The 16577-nt window shown below is 69.6% G+C and carries 16 protein-coding genes; 7 read left to right on the top strand and 9 right to left on the bottom strand.

Annotated elements, in window-relative coordinates; all coding sequences use genetic code 11:
• Nucleotides 1-92 precede the first annotated feature (92 nt).
• From ACIA5H_RS35485 to ACIA5H_RS35465, 5 genes are all read right to left on the bottom strand, one after another.
• Nucleotides 93-788, bottom strand: a complete 696-nt coding sequence (locus ACIA5H_RS35485) for an ABC transporter substrate-binding protein (protein ID WP_397080469.1) — start codon at nucleotides 786-788, stop codon at nucleotides 93-95.
• 64 nt (nucleotides 789-852) lie between these two features.
• Nucleotides 853-2016: an alpha/beta fold hydrolase gene (locus ACIA5H_RS35480; RefSeq protein ID WP_397080467.1), complete on the bottom strand. Its 1164-nt coding sequence runs from the start codon at nucleotides 2014-2016 to the stop codon at nucleotides 853-855.
• A gap of 129 nt (nucleotides 2017-2145) precedes the next feature.
• Nucleotides 2146-2391 carry a hypothetical protein gene (locus ACIA5H_RS35475; protein WP_397080465.1) on the bottom strand — a complete coding sequence of 82 codons (246 nt, stop codon included), beginning with the start codon at nucleotides 2389-2391 and terminating at the stop codon, nucleotides 2146-2148.
• 139 nt (nucleotides 2392-2530) lie between these two features.
• On the bottom strand, nucleotides 2531-3205 hold the full coding sequence (gene bioD / locus ACIA5H_RS35470; protein WP_355078301.1) for a dethiobiotin synthase: 675 nt from the start codon (nucleotides 3203-3205) through the stop codon (nucleotides 2531-2533).
• Nucleotides 3202-4350, bottom strand: coding sequence for an 8-amino-7-oxononanoate synthase (locus ACIA5H_RS35465; protein WP_397080463.1), 1149 nt, complete (start codon nucleotides 4348-4350; stop codon nucleotides 3202-3204). Before ACIA5H_RS35465 ends, bioD begins: the two co-directional genes overlap by 4 nt.
• 93 nt (nucleotides 4351-4443) lie before the next feature.
• On the opposite strand from ACIA5H_RS35465, the gene ACIA5H_RS35460 reads away from it, so the two are divergent.
• Nucleotides 4444-4806: a hypothetical protein gene (locus ACIA5H_RS35460; protein ID WP_379255660.1), complete on the top strand. Its 363-nt coding sequence runs from the start codon at nucleotides 4444-4446 to the stop codon at nucleotides 4804-4806.
• Here ACIA5H_RS35460 and ACIA5H_RS35455 read toward each other — a convergent pair.
• Nucleotides 4793-5275 (bottom strand): MarR family winged helix-turn-helix transcriptional regulator, encoded by a 483-nt coding sequence (locus tag ACIA5H_RS35455; RefSeq protein ID WP_397080460.1) that lies wholly within the window; start codon nucleotides 5273-5275, stop codon nucleotides 4793-4795. The genes ACIA5H_RS35460 and ACIA5H_RS35455 overlap by 14 nt on opposite strands.
• 61 nt (nucleotides 5276-5336) lie before the next feature.
• Between ACIA5H_RS35455 and ACIA5H_RS35450 the strand changes: the two genes are divergently transcribed.
• Nucleotides 5337-5708 (top strand): cupin domain-containing protein, encoded by a 372-nt coding sequence (locus ACIA5H_RS35450; RefSeq protein ID WP_397080458.1) that lies wholly within the window; start codon nucleotides 5337-5339, stop codon nucleotides 5706-5708.
• Between the two features lie 4 nt (nucleotides 5709-5712).
• Here ACIA5H_RS35450 and ACIA5H_RS35445 read toward each other — a convergent pair whose 3' ends face one another.
• Nucleotides 5713-6993: an adenosylmethionine--8-amino-7-oxononanoate transaminase gene (locus tag ACIA5H_RS35445; protein WP_397080456.1), complete on the bottom strand. Its 1281-nt coding sequence runs from the start codon at nucleotides 6991-6993 to the stop codon at nucleotides 5713-5715.
• 166 nt (nucleotides 6994-7159) lie between these two features.
• Here ACIA5H_RS35445 and ACIA5H_RS35440 point away from each other — a divergent pair, with 166 nt between their 5' ends.
• The 3 genes from ACIA5H_RS35440 to treY all read left to right on the top strand — a co-directional run bounded on the left by ACIA5H_RS35440 (nucleotide 7160) and on the right by treY (nucleotide 13052).
• Entirely contained in the window at nucleotides 7160-8095 is a 936-nt protein-coding gene (locus tag ACIA5H_RS35440) for a GNAT family N-acetyltransferase (protein WP_397080454.1), read from the top strand.
• 392 nt (nucleotides 8096-8487) lie between these two features.
• Nucleotides 8488-10608 carry a glycogen debranching protein GlgX gene (glgX, locus tag ACIA5H_RS35435; protein ID WP_397080452.1) on the top strand — a complete coding sequence of 707 codons (2121 nt, stop codon included), beginning with the start codon at nucleotides 8488-8490 and terminating at the stop codon, nucleotides 10606-10608.
• A gap of 35 nt (nucleotides 10609-10643) precedes the next feature.
• On the top strand, nucleotides 10644-13052 hold the full coding sequence (treY, locus tag ACIA5H_RS35430; protein ID WP_379255705.1) for a malto-oligosyltrehalose synthase: 2409 nt from the start codon (nucleotides 10644-10646) through the stop codon (nucleotides 13050-13052).
• Here the strand turns inward: treY and ACIA5H_RS35425 are convergent.
• Together ACIA5H_RS35425 and ACIA5H_RS35420 are read right to left on the bottom strand one after the other, a co-directional pair.
• Nucleotides 12945-14237 carry a DUF2235 domain-containing protein gene (locus tag ACIA5H_RS35425; RefSeq protein ID WP_397080450.1) on the bottom strand — a complete coding sequence of 431 codons (1293 nt, stop codon included), beginning with the start codon at nucleotides 14235-14237 and terminating at the stop codon, nucleotides 12945-12947. The two genes, treY and ACIA5H_RS35425, sit on opposite strands and share 108 nt — an antisense overlap.
• A gap of 93 nt (nucleotides 14238-14330) precedes the next feature.
• Complete coding sequence (locus ACIA5H_RS35420) at nucleotides 14331-14564, bottom strand: hypothetical protein (RefSeq protein ID WP_355078310.1); 234 nt, start codon at nucleotides 14562-14564, stop codon at nucleotides 14331-14333.
• Nucleotides 14565-14652: 88 nt separating this feature from the next.
• Here ACIA5H_RS35420 and ACIA5H_RS35415 point away from each other — a divergent pair, with 88 nt between their 5' ends.
• Together ACIA5H_RS35415 and ilvA are read left to right on the top strand one after the other, a co-directional pair.
• On the top strand, nucleotides 14653-15087 hold the full coding sequence (locus tag ACIA5H_RS35415; RefSeq protein ID WP_379255671.1) for a nitroreductase family deazaflavin-dependent oxidoreductase: 435 nt from the start codon (nucleotides 14653-14655) through the stop codon (nucleotides 15085-15087).
• Between the two features lie 75 nt (nucleotides 15088-15162).
• Nucleotides 15163-16518, top strand: a complete 1356-nt coding sequence (ilvA, locus tag ACIA5H_RS35410) for a threonine ammonia-lyase IlvA (protein WP_397080447.1) — start codon at nucleotides 15163-15165, stop codon at nucleotides 16516-16518.
• The last annotated feature ends 59 nt before the right edge of the window (nucleotides 16519-16577 follow it).

Genomic DNA, 16577 nt, shown 5'->3' with positions numbered 1-16577 from the left:
CACCTCAGCCCTGACGAGTATGAGACGCTGTGGCACGCCATCCAGCCCGAGTCTCAGCTCTCGTAACCCTGGCTCACTTTCCAGGGGCCGGATCATACGGTCTCGGAGTCGGGGACCAGCGAGGTGCCCGGCGTGCGCAGGAACCGGGTGACGTTCGGCTCGATCAGCGGCGCGACGTCGACCTGGCCGGTGCGCACGGCATCGAGGAACTCGGCCAGTTGCAGCCGGACCAGCTGCACGTCGGAGGTGGTGAGCCCGGCCTTGTCGATGGCGCGCAGCACGGCGGCCTGCTGTGCCGTGCCCTCCGCGTAGGCGATCTTCTTGCCCTTCAGGTCCGCGAGCTTCGTCACCGACTTGCCCGGCGCCACCGCCAGTTTCAGGGCGGTGGTGCTGGTCTGGTAGGACGCGATGATCGGGACGTCCTGCCCGGCCACCAAGGCGTGGATCGGCGGGACGTCGCCGACCTGGGCGACGTCGGCGGCGCCCGCCCGGAACGCCTCCAGGATGGCGGGACCGCCGACGAAGTTGGCGAACTCCACCTTGAACGGAAGCTTGTCGAGCTCGCCGGAGATGCGCAGCACCGATTGCAGGCGCTCGGATTGGTCGGCGACCACGAGGGTGGTGCCTGCGGGAACCTCGGTCGGCAGTGGTCCTTCGGCGGTGGGACCGACCGGCTTGTCGTCCTTCGCGCAGCCGGTGAGTCCGAGGGTCGCAACGGTCGCCACGGCGAGCAATGCGGCGGTCGCGCGGCCACGGAGGCCGGACCGGAACGTACTTGGTCGGAACATAAGGCGAATTAGAACAAGACGAAACCGGCGCGAAAACGTTTTGTCTCAGCCTGGTTCGAACCCCTCAGCGGGGCGGCGCTGCCACCGTCGTCGACCGGACCTGCTGCTGGTAGCGCTGCACGAACGGCAGAATCTGCTGCTCGATCACCGTGTTGTATTCCCGGGGCCGCTGCATCGGATTCGCGTGCCCGGTGTTTCGCGCCAGCACCACCAGCAGCGTGCCGTCCACTCCGCCGGACCGCTCGATCAGCACCCGATGGGAGTACTCGACGTCGACCACGCGGTCGGCGCTCGCGTCGCGCGGCCGGATGAAGACGATGGCGGGCCGTGGCTTGTCTGCCACGGGCTGGGCGAGGGCGCGCAGGTCGTCCGTCGCGCCACCGGCCACGATTGCGGTGAACTGGGATTCGATCAGACCGTTGCTCGCCGCGTCGCGCGAGACGATCTTCTCCCGCATCACTTCCGCCAGCACCTGGCCCAGTTGGCCGAACCGGATGCCGGGCAGCCCGTCGCCCCGGTCGACGAAACGGTCCCGGCGAGCGTAGGTCTCCACGGCCAGCCGGAGCATGCGGCTTTCCCGCGCACCGGGCAGCCAGCCCATCCACCGCAGCATGTCCTCACCGCGCCCGCGACTCTCCGGACGGACCGCGTTCAGGTCGACCGGCGTGCAGTCCAGGATCACCCCGACCAGTCTGCGGTCGCTGTCCCGGTGGATGTGCTCGGCGACCTCCAGTGCGATCACGCCGCCCATGCTGTGGCCGACGAGCACGATGTTGCGCAGGCCCGACAGTTCGGCGGCGCGCACGACGAGGTCGGCGATCACCTTGGTGTCGATACCTTGATTGTCGTAGCGGATCGCCCACACCATGCCCATCCTGCGCAGAGCGGGCAGCGCGGCGGCGGTGTCACTGGCGTCGAGCCCGCCGAGCCCGACCAGATCCACCACGACGGTGTCCCAGTTCTGCGGGTCCACCGGCGGGGCGACGGGCAGGATGGCGGGCTCGGTGCGCGCCAGTCGCGCCTGTTCCGGCGCGACGTCGTACTTCCAGTACTGCGCGAACACCACGAGTCCGGCCAGCAGCAGTGCGGCCACCCGAAGCAGCGTCACCCTGGTGCGGCGCAACGTCTTCCACCCGTGCCCCAGGCTCGTGTCCCGCAGCCGAGATCGGCGTCGCGCGTCGTCCCAGTCGGAGACGGTGGACGGGTGCCTCTCGTCCATCGGCGACATCCATCCCACTGTAGGCACGGGTGCGGGCGGTCGCCATGAGCCCGCTATCGTTCAGCGTGCCGCCTCGGCCATGGCCGCGAGTTTGCCCAGCGAGTTCCGTCGGCCGAGTTCGTTGTCGTCGAGCACGATTCAGTTCGGCAGACCGTCGGGTACCTCCTGTATGTCGGTGCCGGCCTCCGCATAACGCAAGGTAGCTGATAGTGTGCTCGCCGTCACCGACGGATCGCAGGTCGTGAATTCGATGATCTGCACCACGGTGCTCGTGCGGGCCGCGCGAAATGCTGTGCGCGGTGGCCTTGCCGCTACCGTGGGCTCGTCGCGCAAGCGAGCGTGATTCGGAACACGCCGATCTCCCCGGGCATCGAATTCGCGCACGTGTCCGGTCCTGCCGTCTGGCACCATCCACTGCCGCACCGCTTCCGCGCGCAGATGCCACCGCACACGGGTCGCGCGTCCGCACTCAGCGGGGTCACCGACACGTTCGGGGAGACTCGCGTCGCGGAAACGCCATCGATCAGCGGAAAGGCGACCAGGCGGGCTCGAACCAACCCGGGGCGGCGGCGATGAATCGCGCACGCTCCCAGCCGCCCGCGCCTTGCGGCACCGAACCCACCAGGTCGACGCCGCTGACGCGCGGCAGGTCGATGCGATTGCATTCGGCGGCGAGATCCGGTTCGGCGGGCCAAGAGCCGATCACCAGGCCCTGACACCGCACACCCGCCGATTGCAGTGCGCGGGTGGTCAGTTCGGTGTGGTTGAGCGTCCCCAGCCCGGCCGCGGTGACCAGCAGGACGGGCGCGCCGAGTTTCTGGGCGAGGTCGAGCAGGGTGAAATCGCCTAGGCGCACCAGCAATCCGCCCGCGCCCTCGACCAGGACGAGGTCGGCGTCGGTCAGGGAATCGACGGCGGCGGCGGTCTCGGCGAGTGTCAGCTCCGGCAGCCCGGCCCGGCGGGCGGCGGTGTCGGGCGCCAGCGGGTCCGGGTAGCGGGCGAGTTCGAGCGTGCGGGTGACGCCGGACAACCGTTGGATCTCCGCGAGGTCTCCGGGTTCGCCCACCGCGACACCGGTCTGCCCCGGCTTGCACACCGCCACCGAACGGCCGTTCGCCATCGCCGCGGCGGCGACGGCCGCGGTGACGACGGTCTTGCCGACATCGGTGGAGGTTCCGGTGATCAGCAGGACGGTCATGCGGGCACCGCCTCTCGCGCCTGCGCCAGCACTTCGCCGAGCACCGTCGCGATGGAGTCGAGTTCGGCCGGTGTGAGATTCGCCCGCGCGGTCAAGCGCAGTCGCGACGTGCCTTCCGGAACCGTCGGCGGACGGAAGCAGCCCACGTCCAGCCCGTGCGCTCGGCACGCCCGCGCGGCGTCGAAGGCCACTTGCGCCGGACCGAGCACGACCGACACCACCGCCGAAGGCGGCGCGGGCACACCGGCGATCCCGGCGATGTCCGCGGCGCGGGCCAGCACCCGCTCGGCCAGCTCCGGCTGGGCGCGCAGCACCCGCAACGCGGCCCGCGCGGCGCCGACGGCGGCGGGCGCGAGACCGGTGTCGAAGATGAACGTGCGCGCGGCGTCGATCAGGTGGGCGCGCACCCGGCCACTGCTCAGCACCACACCGCCCTGCGCGGCAAGGGATTTCGACAGGGTCGCGGTGATCACCAGATCCGGCGCCCCCGCCAGGCCCGACTCGTGCGCCAACCCGCGCCCGCCCGCCCCGCGCACACCGATGCCGTGTGCCTCGTCCACCACGAGCACCGCCCCGTTGGCCCTGGTCACCCGGTGCAGTTCGGTCAACGGCGCGAGATCGCCGTCGGCGCTGAACACCGAATCCGTGAGCACGAGCGCACGTTCCTCGACGCGCTCCGACAGCAGCCGCTCCACGGCCGCGACGTCGCGATGCGGCGCGATCTCCACCCTGGCGCGGGAGAGCCTGCACGCGTCCACCAGCGAGGCGTGGCTGCCCGCGTCGGAGATCACCAGCGAACCGCGCCCGGCCAGCGCGGTCACCGCGCCGAGGTTGGCCGCGTATCCGGAGGCGAACACGAGTCCCGCTTCGGCGCCGACGAATTCGGCCAACTCGGTCTCCAGCAGTTCGTGCTCGGTGGTGGTGCCGGTGACCAGCCGCGACCCGGTCGACCCCGCACCCCAGCGGCGCACCGCCTCGATCGCGCCTTCGATCACCTCGGGGTGGCGCACCAGGCCGAGATAGTCGTTGGAGGCGAGATCGATCGACGGCGCCTGCGGGGCGCGCGGCCGCAGCTCGCGGCGCAGTCCCGCGGCCACGCGCGCGGAAGCGCGTTCGTCCAACCAGCTCAACGGATCGGTAGTCACAGCTCCGAAGCATACTTGAACACCGTTCAGGGCACTCTCCCGCAGGTCCGCTGGTACCGTTGAGCCCATCGTTGGTGGTGTCACCGGCCCGCGGTGACAAGCTGCACCGGGGAGGTACACGGCCGGATGCCGCGGTGGGCGATAGTCGTCGAGGAAACAACGGGCTCGGGCGATCACAAGCGCTGGTCACCCCGAATCCTGACGGAAGTGGTCGGCACGCGCGCACAGGCGCTGGCGAAACTGGCCGGCGTGCTGCCCACCTACACCCCGGAGCATCCCAAGCTGCGCGGTCGCCGCGTCGTGCTCCGCGACGGTGACACCTATCTACTGATGGTGCGCGGCTGGTCGGACGACTACCACTGCATCTTCCGGGTGTGGGAGATGCTGTCCGACAGCGATCGTCCCGAGCTCGCCGACGGCCGCCCTGGTTCGTCCGATCGGCTCACGGACCGGTGAACCAGTTCGGCGTATCCAGCCGGAACACCTCGCCGGGCGTCAGTAAACGCAGATCGCGCTCCAGTTCGGCCAGCCGATCCGCGCCGAGCAGTTCCGCCCAGCGATCGTGGATCCGGTCGAACGTTCGCGCCGATCGGGTCAGCACGTCCTCGGCGCGTTCGGTGAGCGTGTAGACCTTGCGCCGCGCGTCGGACGGATCGTGCCCGCGGCGAAGGTAGCCCAGCCGCTCCAACGCCTCGATGTGCTTGCCCGCGGCCTGTTTCGAGACACCGAGCGCGCGCCCGAGGTCGGCGGCCGCGCAACCGTGCGGCCCGCCCGCGCGGCCGATCGCCTGGAAGACGAAGCCGTGCATCGGCCGCAACTCGGCGTGACCGTGCCCGGCCAGATCCGCGTGCACCTCGTCGATCACGGCCCGGAAGCCGAGCAGCATGCGCAGCGGCAGCTCATAGCCACCCCTGTCACTTGACATGATGGACAACCTCGTTGACTATATGGACAACCATGTTGTCTATTCTAGAGGTGGTAACCAGATGACCGTCATCCGACACTCCGACACCCGCCGCACCGAAACCCCTGGCGGTGTCATGACCACGCTCGCCTCCCCCACCCAGGGCGGCTCCGGACTCGCGTTGTGGCGGGTCGAGGTGCCCGCCGACACCGCGGGACCGCTGCACTTCATCGACGCCGAGCAGATCTGGACCGTCCTCGCCGGACGGCTCCACGTCACGCTCGACGACACGGAACTCACCGCGACCGAGGGGGATACGGTGATCCTCCCGCCGAACACGCTGCGACAGGTGCACACCGGCGACGGCTTCACCGCCATCGTCACCGCGCCCGCGGGGGCGCGGGCAGGCACACCGGACAGCGACGGCACCATCGTCCCGCCCTGGATCGCCTGACCGGTCACCGACCGATCTGCGCGGCGACCGCGGCGCGCATGCCGGCGGTGATCGTGGCGATGTCGCCGGACGTGCTGATGAACGGCGGCATGGTGTAGACGAGGTTGCGGAACGGACGCAGCCACACTCCGGCCGCCACCGCTGCGTCGGTCGCGGCGCGCATGTCGACCGGGTGGTCCAGCTCGACCACACCGATCGCACCGAGCACACGCGCCTCGACCACGCCCGGCAGCTCGCGCACCGGGGCCAGCCCCGCAGCCAGCTCCGCTTCGATCCGGGTCACCTCGCCGCGCCAGTCGCGCGAGCGCAGCAACTCGATCGACGCGACGGCGACCGCGCAGGCCAGCGGGTTGCCCATGAACGTGGGGCCGTGCATGAGCCCGCCGTGCGCCGCGCTGATCGTCTCGGCGATCCGCGTAGTGCACAGCGCGGCGGCCAGGGTGAGGTAACCGCCGGTCAGCGCCTTGCCCACGCACATCACATCCGGGCTCACCCCGGCCAGGTCGGCCGCGAAAAGCGTTCCGGTGCGGCCGAATCCGGTCGCGATCTCGTCGAAGACGAGCAGCACCCCGTGCTCGTCGCACAACCTGCGCAGGTCGGCGAGATAGCCGGGATGATGCCAGCGCATCCCGCCCGCCCCTTGGACGATCGGCTCCACGATGACCGCCGCGAGTTCGCCCGCGTGCGCGGCGATCATGCGCTCGAGTTCCGCCGTGTATTCCGGGTGGTACTCGCTCGGCGGCACCGGCGCGAACAGCTGATTCGCCAGGATGTCGGTCCACAGCGAGTGCATGCCGCCCTCGGGGTCGCACACGCTCATCGGGGTGAAGGTGTCGCCGTGGTAGCCGCCGCGCCAGGTGAGCAGCCGCCGCTTCTCCGGCTTGCCCAGCGAACGCCAGTACTGCAGGCACATCTTCACGGCGACCTCGACCGACACCGAGCCGGAGTCGCACAGGAACACCTTGTCCAGCCCGGCCGGAGTCGATTCGACCAGCAGCTCGGCCAGCCGGGCCGCCGGCTCGTGGGTGAGCCCGCCGAACATCACATGACTCATCCGCCGCGACTGGTCGACCAGCGCGGCGTCGAGCACCGGGTGCCGGTAACCGTGGATGGCGGCCCACCAGGAACTCATGCCGTCGACCAGCTCGCGTCCGTCGGCCAGGGTCAGCCTGGTCCCCGCGGCGGCGGCCACCACCAGCGGTTCGGTCGTCGCGGGGAAGCCGCCGTACGGATGCCAGACGTGCTCGGCGTCGAGGGCGGTGATCTGGTCGGGGGTCAGTGCCACAGGAATCCTCGCGTCACGGCCCGGGTCGCCCCGGAGCGGCTTGAACACCGTTCAAGTTAGCACCCGAGCTGGCCGGGGCCGCCAGGGCGTGCCTAGTTCTGTAGTTTCCCCACCTAGTGGCGTCGCCGCGGAATATTCTTTGACAAAGTCAAAGATTGGAGCCGCCGTGACCGCCGCCGCCCCCGCCGACATCGCCGCCGTCCGCGAGTTCAACCGCCACTACACGCGCGTGATCGGCGTGCTGCGCGAAGGACTGCACGACAGCCGCTACTCGCTCACCGAGGCGCGGATACTGTTCGAGCTCGCCGCGTCCGACGCCACCGAAGTGGTCGCGCTACGACACGCGCTTGACCTGGACGCGGGCTACCTCAGCCGCATTTTGGCCCGGTTCGAACAGTCCGGCCTGGTGCGGCGCAACCGCTCCGGCAGCGACGGCCGCCGCCAGGAGGTCCGGCTGACCGACCGGGGCAGGGAGATCTTCGCGACGCTCGATCAGCGCTCCAGCGACGAAGTGGGCGCGCTGCTCGACGCGCAGCCGCAAGCGACCCGCGCGCGCCTGATCACGGCGATGCGAACCATTCAGCAGATCTTGGACCGGCCCGCCGACGCACCTGCCTTCTCGCTGCGACCCCCGCGCTCCGGCGATTACGGCTGGGTGATCCAGCGTCATGCGGAGCTCTACGCGAACGAATACGGCTGGGACGCGACCTACGAGGAACTGATCGTGCGCATCGTGGCCGACTACCTGACTTCCCGCGACGAGCAGCGCGAGCGCGCCTGGATCGCGGAATCCGACGGCCGCCCGGTGGGCAGCGTCTTCTGCGTTCGCGAGGACGACACCACCGCGCGCCTGCGGTTGCTCCTGGTCGAGCCGACCGTCCGCGGTCTCGGCGTCGGCTCGGCGCTGGTGGACGAATGCCTGCGCTTCGCCACGGCGGCGGGCTACCGGGAGATCGTGCTGTGGACCAACGACGTGCTCACCGCCGCGCGGCGCGTCTACCAGCGCGCGGGATTCGAGCTCGTCGACCAGAGCCCGCACCACAGCTGGGGGCACGACCTGGTCGGGCAGACCTGGCGGCGGTCGCTCACGTCCGCGAAGTGAGCCGCGCGCCCGCTCACGAGCCGCCGCACGATGCGCCAGGTCGCGTGTGCTTCCGCTATGTCGAGCACCACACGGCCCGTCGCTGTCAGTGACCCGTATCGACGCACCGCGTGCCGCAGCACCTCGGACGCGTCCGGCGAGGGCTCGCGTCATCGCGACCGCCGCTGCGGATGAGCTCGCGACCACCGCGCCCCGCTCGGGCCAAGGCCGACGCGGCGGTGGGTCCGTTCGCCCGTGCTGTGCCGCGAGACTGCGCGGCGTTGCCACAGCGGGCCGTGCTCGGTGCTCGCACCATCCCCCGATGGCGCGAAAAATGCCTCCGACCTCGTTCGATCCAGTCACCCACAACCACCCGCACCGCTGGACGCCCGGCTGACGCTACTGTCGTTGCCATGGCTCAGCCCGACGCAGCGCCCGGTGACGCGGCACCTCTGGGTGTCTGGCCCGGCACCGCCTATCCCCTCGGGGCCACCTACGACGGCGCAGGCACCAATTTCTCGGTGTTCTCCGAGGTTGCCGACGCGGTCGAACTCTGCCTGATCGACGCCGACGGAGCCGAGAACCGGATCGCGCTCGACGAGGTGGACGGGTACGTCTGGCATGCCTACCTGCCCGGAATCGACCCTGGTCAGCGCTATGGATTCCGCGTGCACGGCCCATACGACCCCGACCGGGGGCTGCGCTGCGACCCGAGCAAGTTGCTGCTCGATCCGTACGGCAAGGCTTTCGACGGCGACTTCGACGATCACCCCTCGCTCTACACCCACGGGCTCGACTCGCTCGGCCACACCATGACCGGCGTGGTGATCAACCCGTACTTCGACTGGGGCGCCGACCGGCCGCCCAACCGGCCGTACCACGAGACGGTGATCTACGAGGCGCACGTCAAGGGCATGACGATGACGCATCCCGAGGTGCCCGAGGAATTGCGCGGCACCTATTCCGGCATCGCGCACCCGGCGGTCGTCGACCATCTGAAGGGGTTGGGGGTCACCGCGATCGAACTGATGCCAGTGCACCAGTTCCTGCAGGACCGCGTGCTGCTGGATCAGGGACTGCGGAACTACTGGGGCTACAACAGCTTCGGTTACCTCGCGCCGCACAGCGAGTACGCGACGATGGATCGCGCCGGGTCGGCGGTCACCGAGTTCAAGGCGATGGTGCGCGCGCTGCACGCCGAGGGCATCGAGGTGATCCTCGACGTCGTCTACAACCACACCGCCGAGGGCAACCACAACGGCCCCACGATCTGCTTCCGCGGCATCGACAATGCCGCCTACTACCGCTTGGTCGACGACGATCCGTCGCACTACATGGATTACACGGGCACCGGAAACAGTCTCAACGTGCGCCACCCGCACACCTTGCAGCTGATCATGGACTCCCTGCGCTACTGGATCCTGGAGATGCACGTCGACGGCTTCCGCTTCGATCTGGCCGCGACGCTGGCGCGGGAACTGCACGACGTGGACCGGCTGTCGACGTTCTTCGACCTGGTGCAGCAGGATCCGGTGGTGAGCCAGGTCAAACTCATCGCCGAACCGTGGGACGTCGGCGAGGGCGGCTACCAGGTGGGCAATTTCCCCGGCCTGTGGACGGAGTGGAACGGCAAGTACCGCGACACCGTGCGGGACTACTGGCGCGGCGAACCGGCGACGCTGGGCGAGTTCGCCTCTCGGCTCACCGGTTCCTCGGACCTGTACGAGGCCACCGGCCGCAGGCCGAGCGCGAGCATCAACTTCGTCACCGCGCACGACGGGTTCACGCTGCGGGATCTGGTCTCCTACAACGAGAAACACAACGCGGCCAACGGCGAGGACAACCGCGACGGCGAGAGCTGGAACCGCTCTTGGAACTGCGGTGTCGAAGGCCCGACCGACGACCAGGACATCCTCGCCCTGCGCGACCGGCAGAGCCGCAACCTGCTGGCCACGCTCATGCTCAGCCAGGGTGTGCCGATGCTGGCGCACGGCGACGAGATGGGCCGCACCCAGCACGGCAACAACAACGTCTACTGCCAGGACTCGCCGCTGGCCTGGATGGACTGGTCGCTGCGGGAGAAGAACGCCGATCTGCTGGAGTTCACCCGTGCCGTGGTCGCGTTGCGCACCCGGCACCCCGTCTTCCGGCGCCGCCGCTTCTTCGCGGGCGGCCCGGTCCGTTCGGCGGACAACGCCCGCGACATCGCCTGGCTCACCCCGTCCGGCGAGGAGATGACCGGGGCGGACTGGGACAGCGGATTCGGCAAGTCGCTGGCGGTCTACCTCAACGGCGAGGCGATCCCCGAGCCGGGCCCGCGGGGCGAGCGGATCACCGACGACTCGTTCCTGTTGTGTTTCAACGCCCACGACGCGGCTATCGACTTCGTGCTACCGAGCACCGGCGACGGCGCGGAATGGTCGGTGGCACTGGATTGCTCGACCCCGACCGGCATGACCGACGCCCGGTACGCCGGCGGCGCGGCCGTCACCGTCGAAGCTCGCTGTCTCCTCGTCCTCCGCCAGGCCGCCTGACCCGAATGCCGATGAACGCACCCGATCCCACCGAGATGCACGTGACCGACCCGGTGTCCCTCCGACGCAAGCCCGCCCGCCAGACGACGATCCGCAGCGCCTACCGGCTACAGCTGCGACCGGACGCATTGACCTTCGCCGAGGCCCGCGCCATCGCGGAATACCTTCAGCAGCTGGGCATCTCGCACCTGTACCTGTCGCCGATCCTGACCGCGGCGCACGGCTCGACGCACGGCTACGACGTCACCGACCCGACCACGGTCTCCGCCGCCCTCGGCGGGCCGACGGGGCTCAAGGCACTCGCCGACGAGGTGCGCAGCCGCGGCATGGGACTGATCGTCGACCTGGTGCCCAATCACGTCGGCGTCGCCGATCCGCGACAGAACGCCTGGTGGTGGGACGTGCTGCGGAACGGCCAGGAGTCGCGGTTCGCGCCGTATTTCGACATCGACTGGAGCCCCGGCAACGGCGCGGGCGGCAGGCTGGCGCTGCCGGTGTTGCAGAGCGAGAACGACCCGGCCGCCTTGACCGTGGACCGCACCGGCGCCGAGCCGATGCTCGCGCTGCACGATCTGCGTTTCCCGATCGCGCCCGGCACCGACGGCGACAACGCCCTGCGCATCCACGACAAACAGCACTACCGGTTGGTGAGCTGGAAGGCCGGGCTGTGCACCTATCGGCGTTTCTTCGCGGTGAGCAGCCTGGCCGCGATCCGTCAGGAGAACCCGGAGGTCTTCGAGCTCACCCACCGCGAGCTCGCCGCGTGGTGCGAGCACGACCTGATCGACGGCGTGCGGGTCGACCATCCGGACGGTCTGGCCGATCCCGCCGGTTACCTCACCCGGCTGCGCAGACTGATCGGCCCGCACCGGCTGTTGCTGGTGGAGAAGATCCTGGCCAACCGCGAGCCGCTGGACGCGACGCTGCCCATCGATGGCACCACCGGCTACGAGGCGCTGGCCGACTTCGGCGGCGTGCTGATCGATCCGCGCGGGGAGCACGCGCTCACCGAACTCTCGCGCCGGGTGGCCGGGCACGGCAGCGACCGGGCCTGGATCGGCGAGACCGAACACCGGATCAAGCGCGCGGTCGCGGAAACCATTCTGACGCCAGAGGTCCGGCGGCTGGTGGCCGCGATCAAACAGGACGCGAACGCCGAGAGTTTCGACACCATGGCGCTGACCAACGCCACCATCGAGGTGCTGGCGTTCATGCCGGTCTACCGGGCCGACTACGCGCCGCTGTCCGGGATGACGGGCGCGGTGATCGCCGAGGTGGAGAAACGCAACAGCGAACTCACCGCGCCGCTGGCGGTCCTGGTCGCGGCGCTGGCCGCCGACGGGGCCGCGGCGATGCGCTTCAGCCAGGTCTGCGGCGCGGTGACCGCGAAGGCGGTCGAGGACACCATGTTCTATCAGGCCGCGCGGCTGGTCTCGTTGCAGGAGGTCGGCGGCAACCCGGCGCGCTTCGGCCACTCGCTCAACGAGTTCCACCTGTCCAACAGCCAGCGCGCGCAACGCTGGCCCGCCACTCTGACGACGCTGTCCACGCACGACACCAAGCGCGGCGAGGACGTGCGCGCCCGCATCGGCGTGCTGTCCCAGGCCGCGGAGACCTGGGCGCGCAACGTCGACTCCTGGCTGGAGACCGCCCCCGCGCCGGACGGTGCGACGGCGTTGTTCCTGCTGCAGAACATGTTCGGGGTGTGGCCAGCGGACGGGCGACCGGCCGCATCGGTGCCCGGCCTGCGTGAGCGTGTGCACGCGTTCGCCGAGAAGGCGATGCGGGAGGCGAACAGCAAGACCTCCTGGGAGGAGCCGGACGCCGAGTTCGAGGCCGCGGTGCACGCGTGGCTGGACGCGGTGATCGATGGCCCGGTGGGCTCCGAACTCGGCGACCTGGTGCACGAACTGGCCCCGCACGCCTGGTCGGACGCCTTGTCGCAGAAGCTCTTACAGCTGTGCGGCCCGGGCATCCCGGACGTCTACCAGGGCTGCGAGCTGTGGGAGGACTCCCTCGTCGACCCGGACAACCGCAGGCCGGTGGACTTCGCCGCCCGTGCGGGCATGCTGCAATCGCTCACCGGCACGCCCGCGCTGGATACCACCGGCGCGGCGAAGATGTGGATCGTCGCCTACGCGCTGTGGTTGCGCCGCGAACGTCCCGAATGCTTCGTCGGCGGCACGTACCGGCCGCTGTTCGCCACCGGCGACCACGCGTCGAAGGTGGTGTCCTACGCCCGCGGCCGCGCGGGCGAGGCCCCCGAGGTCATCGTCGCCGCCACCCGCCACAGCGTGAGCCTGGCCGAGACCGGCTGGAGCGATACGTTCCTCGACCTACCCGCGGGCAGCTGGACCGACCGGCTGACCGGCCACACATTCCAGGGCCGGGCCAGGCTGGAGAAGATGTTCGCCAGGCTGCCGGTCGCGCTGCTGGTGCGCTGACGGCTCGGGCACGGGCGCGCCCGCCTGCTCGAGTTTCTTGGAGAACACCCCGCGGATCTGCTCGAAAGCCGCTTCCGGGATCACACCGCCCAGTTCTTCGCGCCAGCGTCGCAGATTCGCGGGATGGTAGTCCAGCGCGTCCTGCGCGCTCGCGGACAACCGCACGCCCTGATCGGTGGGCATGGACATCCGGCGCCAGGAATCCCAGTGGAACCGGTGACTGCGCGGATTACGCAGCGTCCGAACCACGTTCAGGACGCGGTAGCCGATGCTCAGGGAATCGTGCAGCCGCATGTGGTCGCCGTTGGTGTGGTCGCAGCGCTTCGACAGCGCCGCCAGCCGGTCCCGGTCGAAGGTCAGCCCGACCGACTCCGCCTCGCGGACCATCCACTGCAGCGTGATGTCGGACAGGCCGCATTCGGTGTAGCCGCCACCGATGTCGCTGTGCACGCCGGGGAACCACACCTGCTTGACCCGCTCGAAGCCGCGCCGGTACTTCACCGTCGGTTCGACCGGCACCTCCCACACGGCCGGTTCGAAGTTGCGCCGCCGCTCGTCGATGGCCAGCGCCTGGCGGGCGCAGTGCACGTGCCGGGAGAGTTTGACGTCGTGGAAGCGGTGCCGCAGGGAGGTGATGCCAGGGACGCCGAGCGCGCCGACGGTGTCGAACACGCCGAGGAAATCGATCTTCGCTCGGTGGCAATGCTTCCGGCGGAATTCCTGCCACTGCTCGGGCTCGGCCGGATCGGGGTTCTCCCGCGTCGGCGCGGGCGGTCGCTGCCGATAGATGTTCAGGGCATCCGGGTACTTGCCTTCGATCATCGCTTCGGGGGTCATGATTCCGACACGGTTGATCAGGCCGGCCAGGCTGCGGGCGGTGAAGGCGCCTCGGCTGAAGCCGAAGATGTAGATCTCGTCGCCCTTCTCCCAGTTCAAGGCCAGATGCCAGTAGGCGGACGACAGGTTCGCCTCGAGTCCGAGTCCGAAGGCGCCGCCCATCAGGCGATCGCTGAGGAATCCGCGGGCACCTGGGCCGGAGACGTAGGTGACCCACTGCTGGATCGTCTCCCCCGCCGGTCCGGGCGCATCGAACCGGATCGTCTGCGCGATCTTGACTATGTTCGAAACCGTGCTGCTCGACTCGGCCTTCCACGTGCCGTCGCAACACACAACCAGACGTTTCATGCGCTGATCCTCCCGCCGGCATCCCACCGAAACCCGCGTATTCGACTACTCGAATTCATCGCCTGCGACGGGGAAGCGTTAATGCGGGGCGCGCTACGGCGTGCCGCCGGGCCCTTCGCCGAGACCCGCGACCGCCATGCCGATCAGCCACCGCGCCGCGCCGAGCGCTGCCGCGACGAGTACCGCGAGTTGCAGCGATCCGGTGATCAGGGCCAGGACGAGGCAGGTCACCAAGCCGACGACCAGTGCGTCGAGCTTGTATACCGGCCACGCGCTACCCGCGATGTCGATCGTGGTGCCGCGCGCCGAGGAGTGAACGACCGCCATCCCCTCAGGGTAGTCGGAATTGGAAGTTCGGGCCAGCGAACTTTTTGTCGCCGGGAACACAAGTAATCGCCGCGGCGTTGCCGCAGATATGCCACTGACAGGTGAATACGAACCGAGTACATCCGACTGGGCCCGCGAACAGGCCGAGAAGTACGAGAACTCCGGCGGCACCGAGGGCGCGACCTTGCAAGGTGTGCCGATCATCCTGCTCACCACTAAAGGGGCCAAGACCGGCAAGCTGCGCAAGACCCCGCTGATGCGGGTGGAACACGACGGCGAGTACGCCGTGGTCGCCTCGCTGGGCGGCGCGCCGAAGCATCCCGTCTGGTACCACAACATCAAGGCCGAACCGCACGTCGAACTGCGCGACGGCACGGTCAACAAGGACTACACCGCCCGCGAGGTGTTCGGCGACGAGAAGGCGCAGTGGTGGGAGCGCGCGGTCGAGGTGTGGCCGGATTACGCGAACTACCAGACCAAGACCGATCGTCAGATCCCCGTCTTCGTTCTCACCCCGCAGTAGCTTCTGCGCAGGTAGCCCGCGTGTCACCGCCACCCGCCGCAGCTCGCCGCCGCGGCGGGTGGCAGCATATTCGGGGTGTCCGATCCGCTTGATGTCCTCGACGCACTGACCGCTTCTCGTCCCGCCCTCACCGCGGACGAGATCGATGCTGCCGCCAAGCGGATTGCCGACGTCATTGATCCGACCCCGCTGCAGCGCAGCGAGCGGCTGTCCAAGCTGACCGGGGCGAACGTCTATCTGAAGCGCGAAGACCTCAGCGCGGTCCGCTCCTACAAGCTGCGCGGCGCCTACAACCTCGTGGTCCAGCTGACCGAGCGGGAACGCGCCGCCGGCGTGGTCGCGGCCAGCGCGGGCAACCACGCGCAGGGCGTCGCGTTCGCCTGCCAGGCGATGGGGATCAAGGGCCGCATCTACGTGCCGACCACGACGCCGAAGCAGAAGCGTGACCGCATCCGGGTGCACGGCGGAGAGTTCGTCGAGCTCATCGCGGTCGGCGAGACCTACGACACCGCCGCCGCGGCCGCCGCCGCCGACGTGGAGCGCACCGGCGCGACCATGGTGCCGCCGTTCGACGACACCCGCACCGCGGCTGGTCAGGGCACCATCGCCGCGGAGATCCTGGAACAGCTCCCCACCACCCCTGACCTGGTGATCGTGCCCGTGGGCGGCGGCGGCTGCCTGGCGGGCATCGGCACCTACCTGCGCGCCCGATCCCCCCGCACCGCCATCCTCGGCGTGGAGCCCGCGGGCGCGGCCTCGATGACCGCGGCTCTGGTGGCGGGCGGTCCGGTCACGCTGCCGGAGATCGATCCGTTCGTCGACGGCGCCGCGGTGCGCCGGGTGGGCGCCGTGCCGTACGCGGCGGTGTCCGGATTCGGCGGGCGCGTGGTCTCGCACGCGTCGCTGCCGCTGCTGACCACCACCGAATCTCCCAGAGGCGCGGGCACTTTCCAGATGATGCAGGTCGACGAGGGCGCGATCTGCACGACCATGCTCGACCTGTACCAGAGCGAGGGCATCATCGCCGAGCCCGCGGGCGCGCTCACCACGACGGCGCTGGCGGAGATCACCGTAGAGCCGGGCTCCACGGTGGTGTGCCTGGTGTCCGGCGGCAACAACGACGTCTCCCGCTACGGCGAGATCATCGAGCGCTCGCTCGTGCACAGCGGGCTCAAGCACTACTTCCTGGTGGACTTCCCGCAGGAACCCGGCGCGCTGCGCCGCTTCCTCAACGAGGTGCTCGGCCCGGAAGACGACATCACGCTGTTCGAGTACGTCAAGCGCAACAACCGGGAGACGGGCGCGGCGCTGGTCGGCATCGAACTGGGCGCCCCCGACGGGCTGGCGCCGCTGCTGGAACGGATGCATCACTCCCCGATCCAGTGCGAGCGCCTCGAGCCCGATTCACCGGCCTACCGCTACCTGACCTGAGCGCGACTCCGGCGGTCAGGCGGCCTCGGGCGTCTGACCGACCGGTATCCGACTGCCAC

Source organism: Nocardia sp. NPDC051900 (assembly GCF_044452545.1).
GTDB classification, from domain to species: Bacteria; Actinomycetota; Actinomycetes; order Mycobacteriales; family Mycobacteriaceae; genus Nocardia; species Nocardia sichangensis.
Note: the sequence above shows the minus strand (reverse complement) of the source record. Positions and strands in the feature narration are given on the sequence as shown.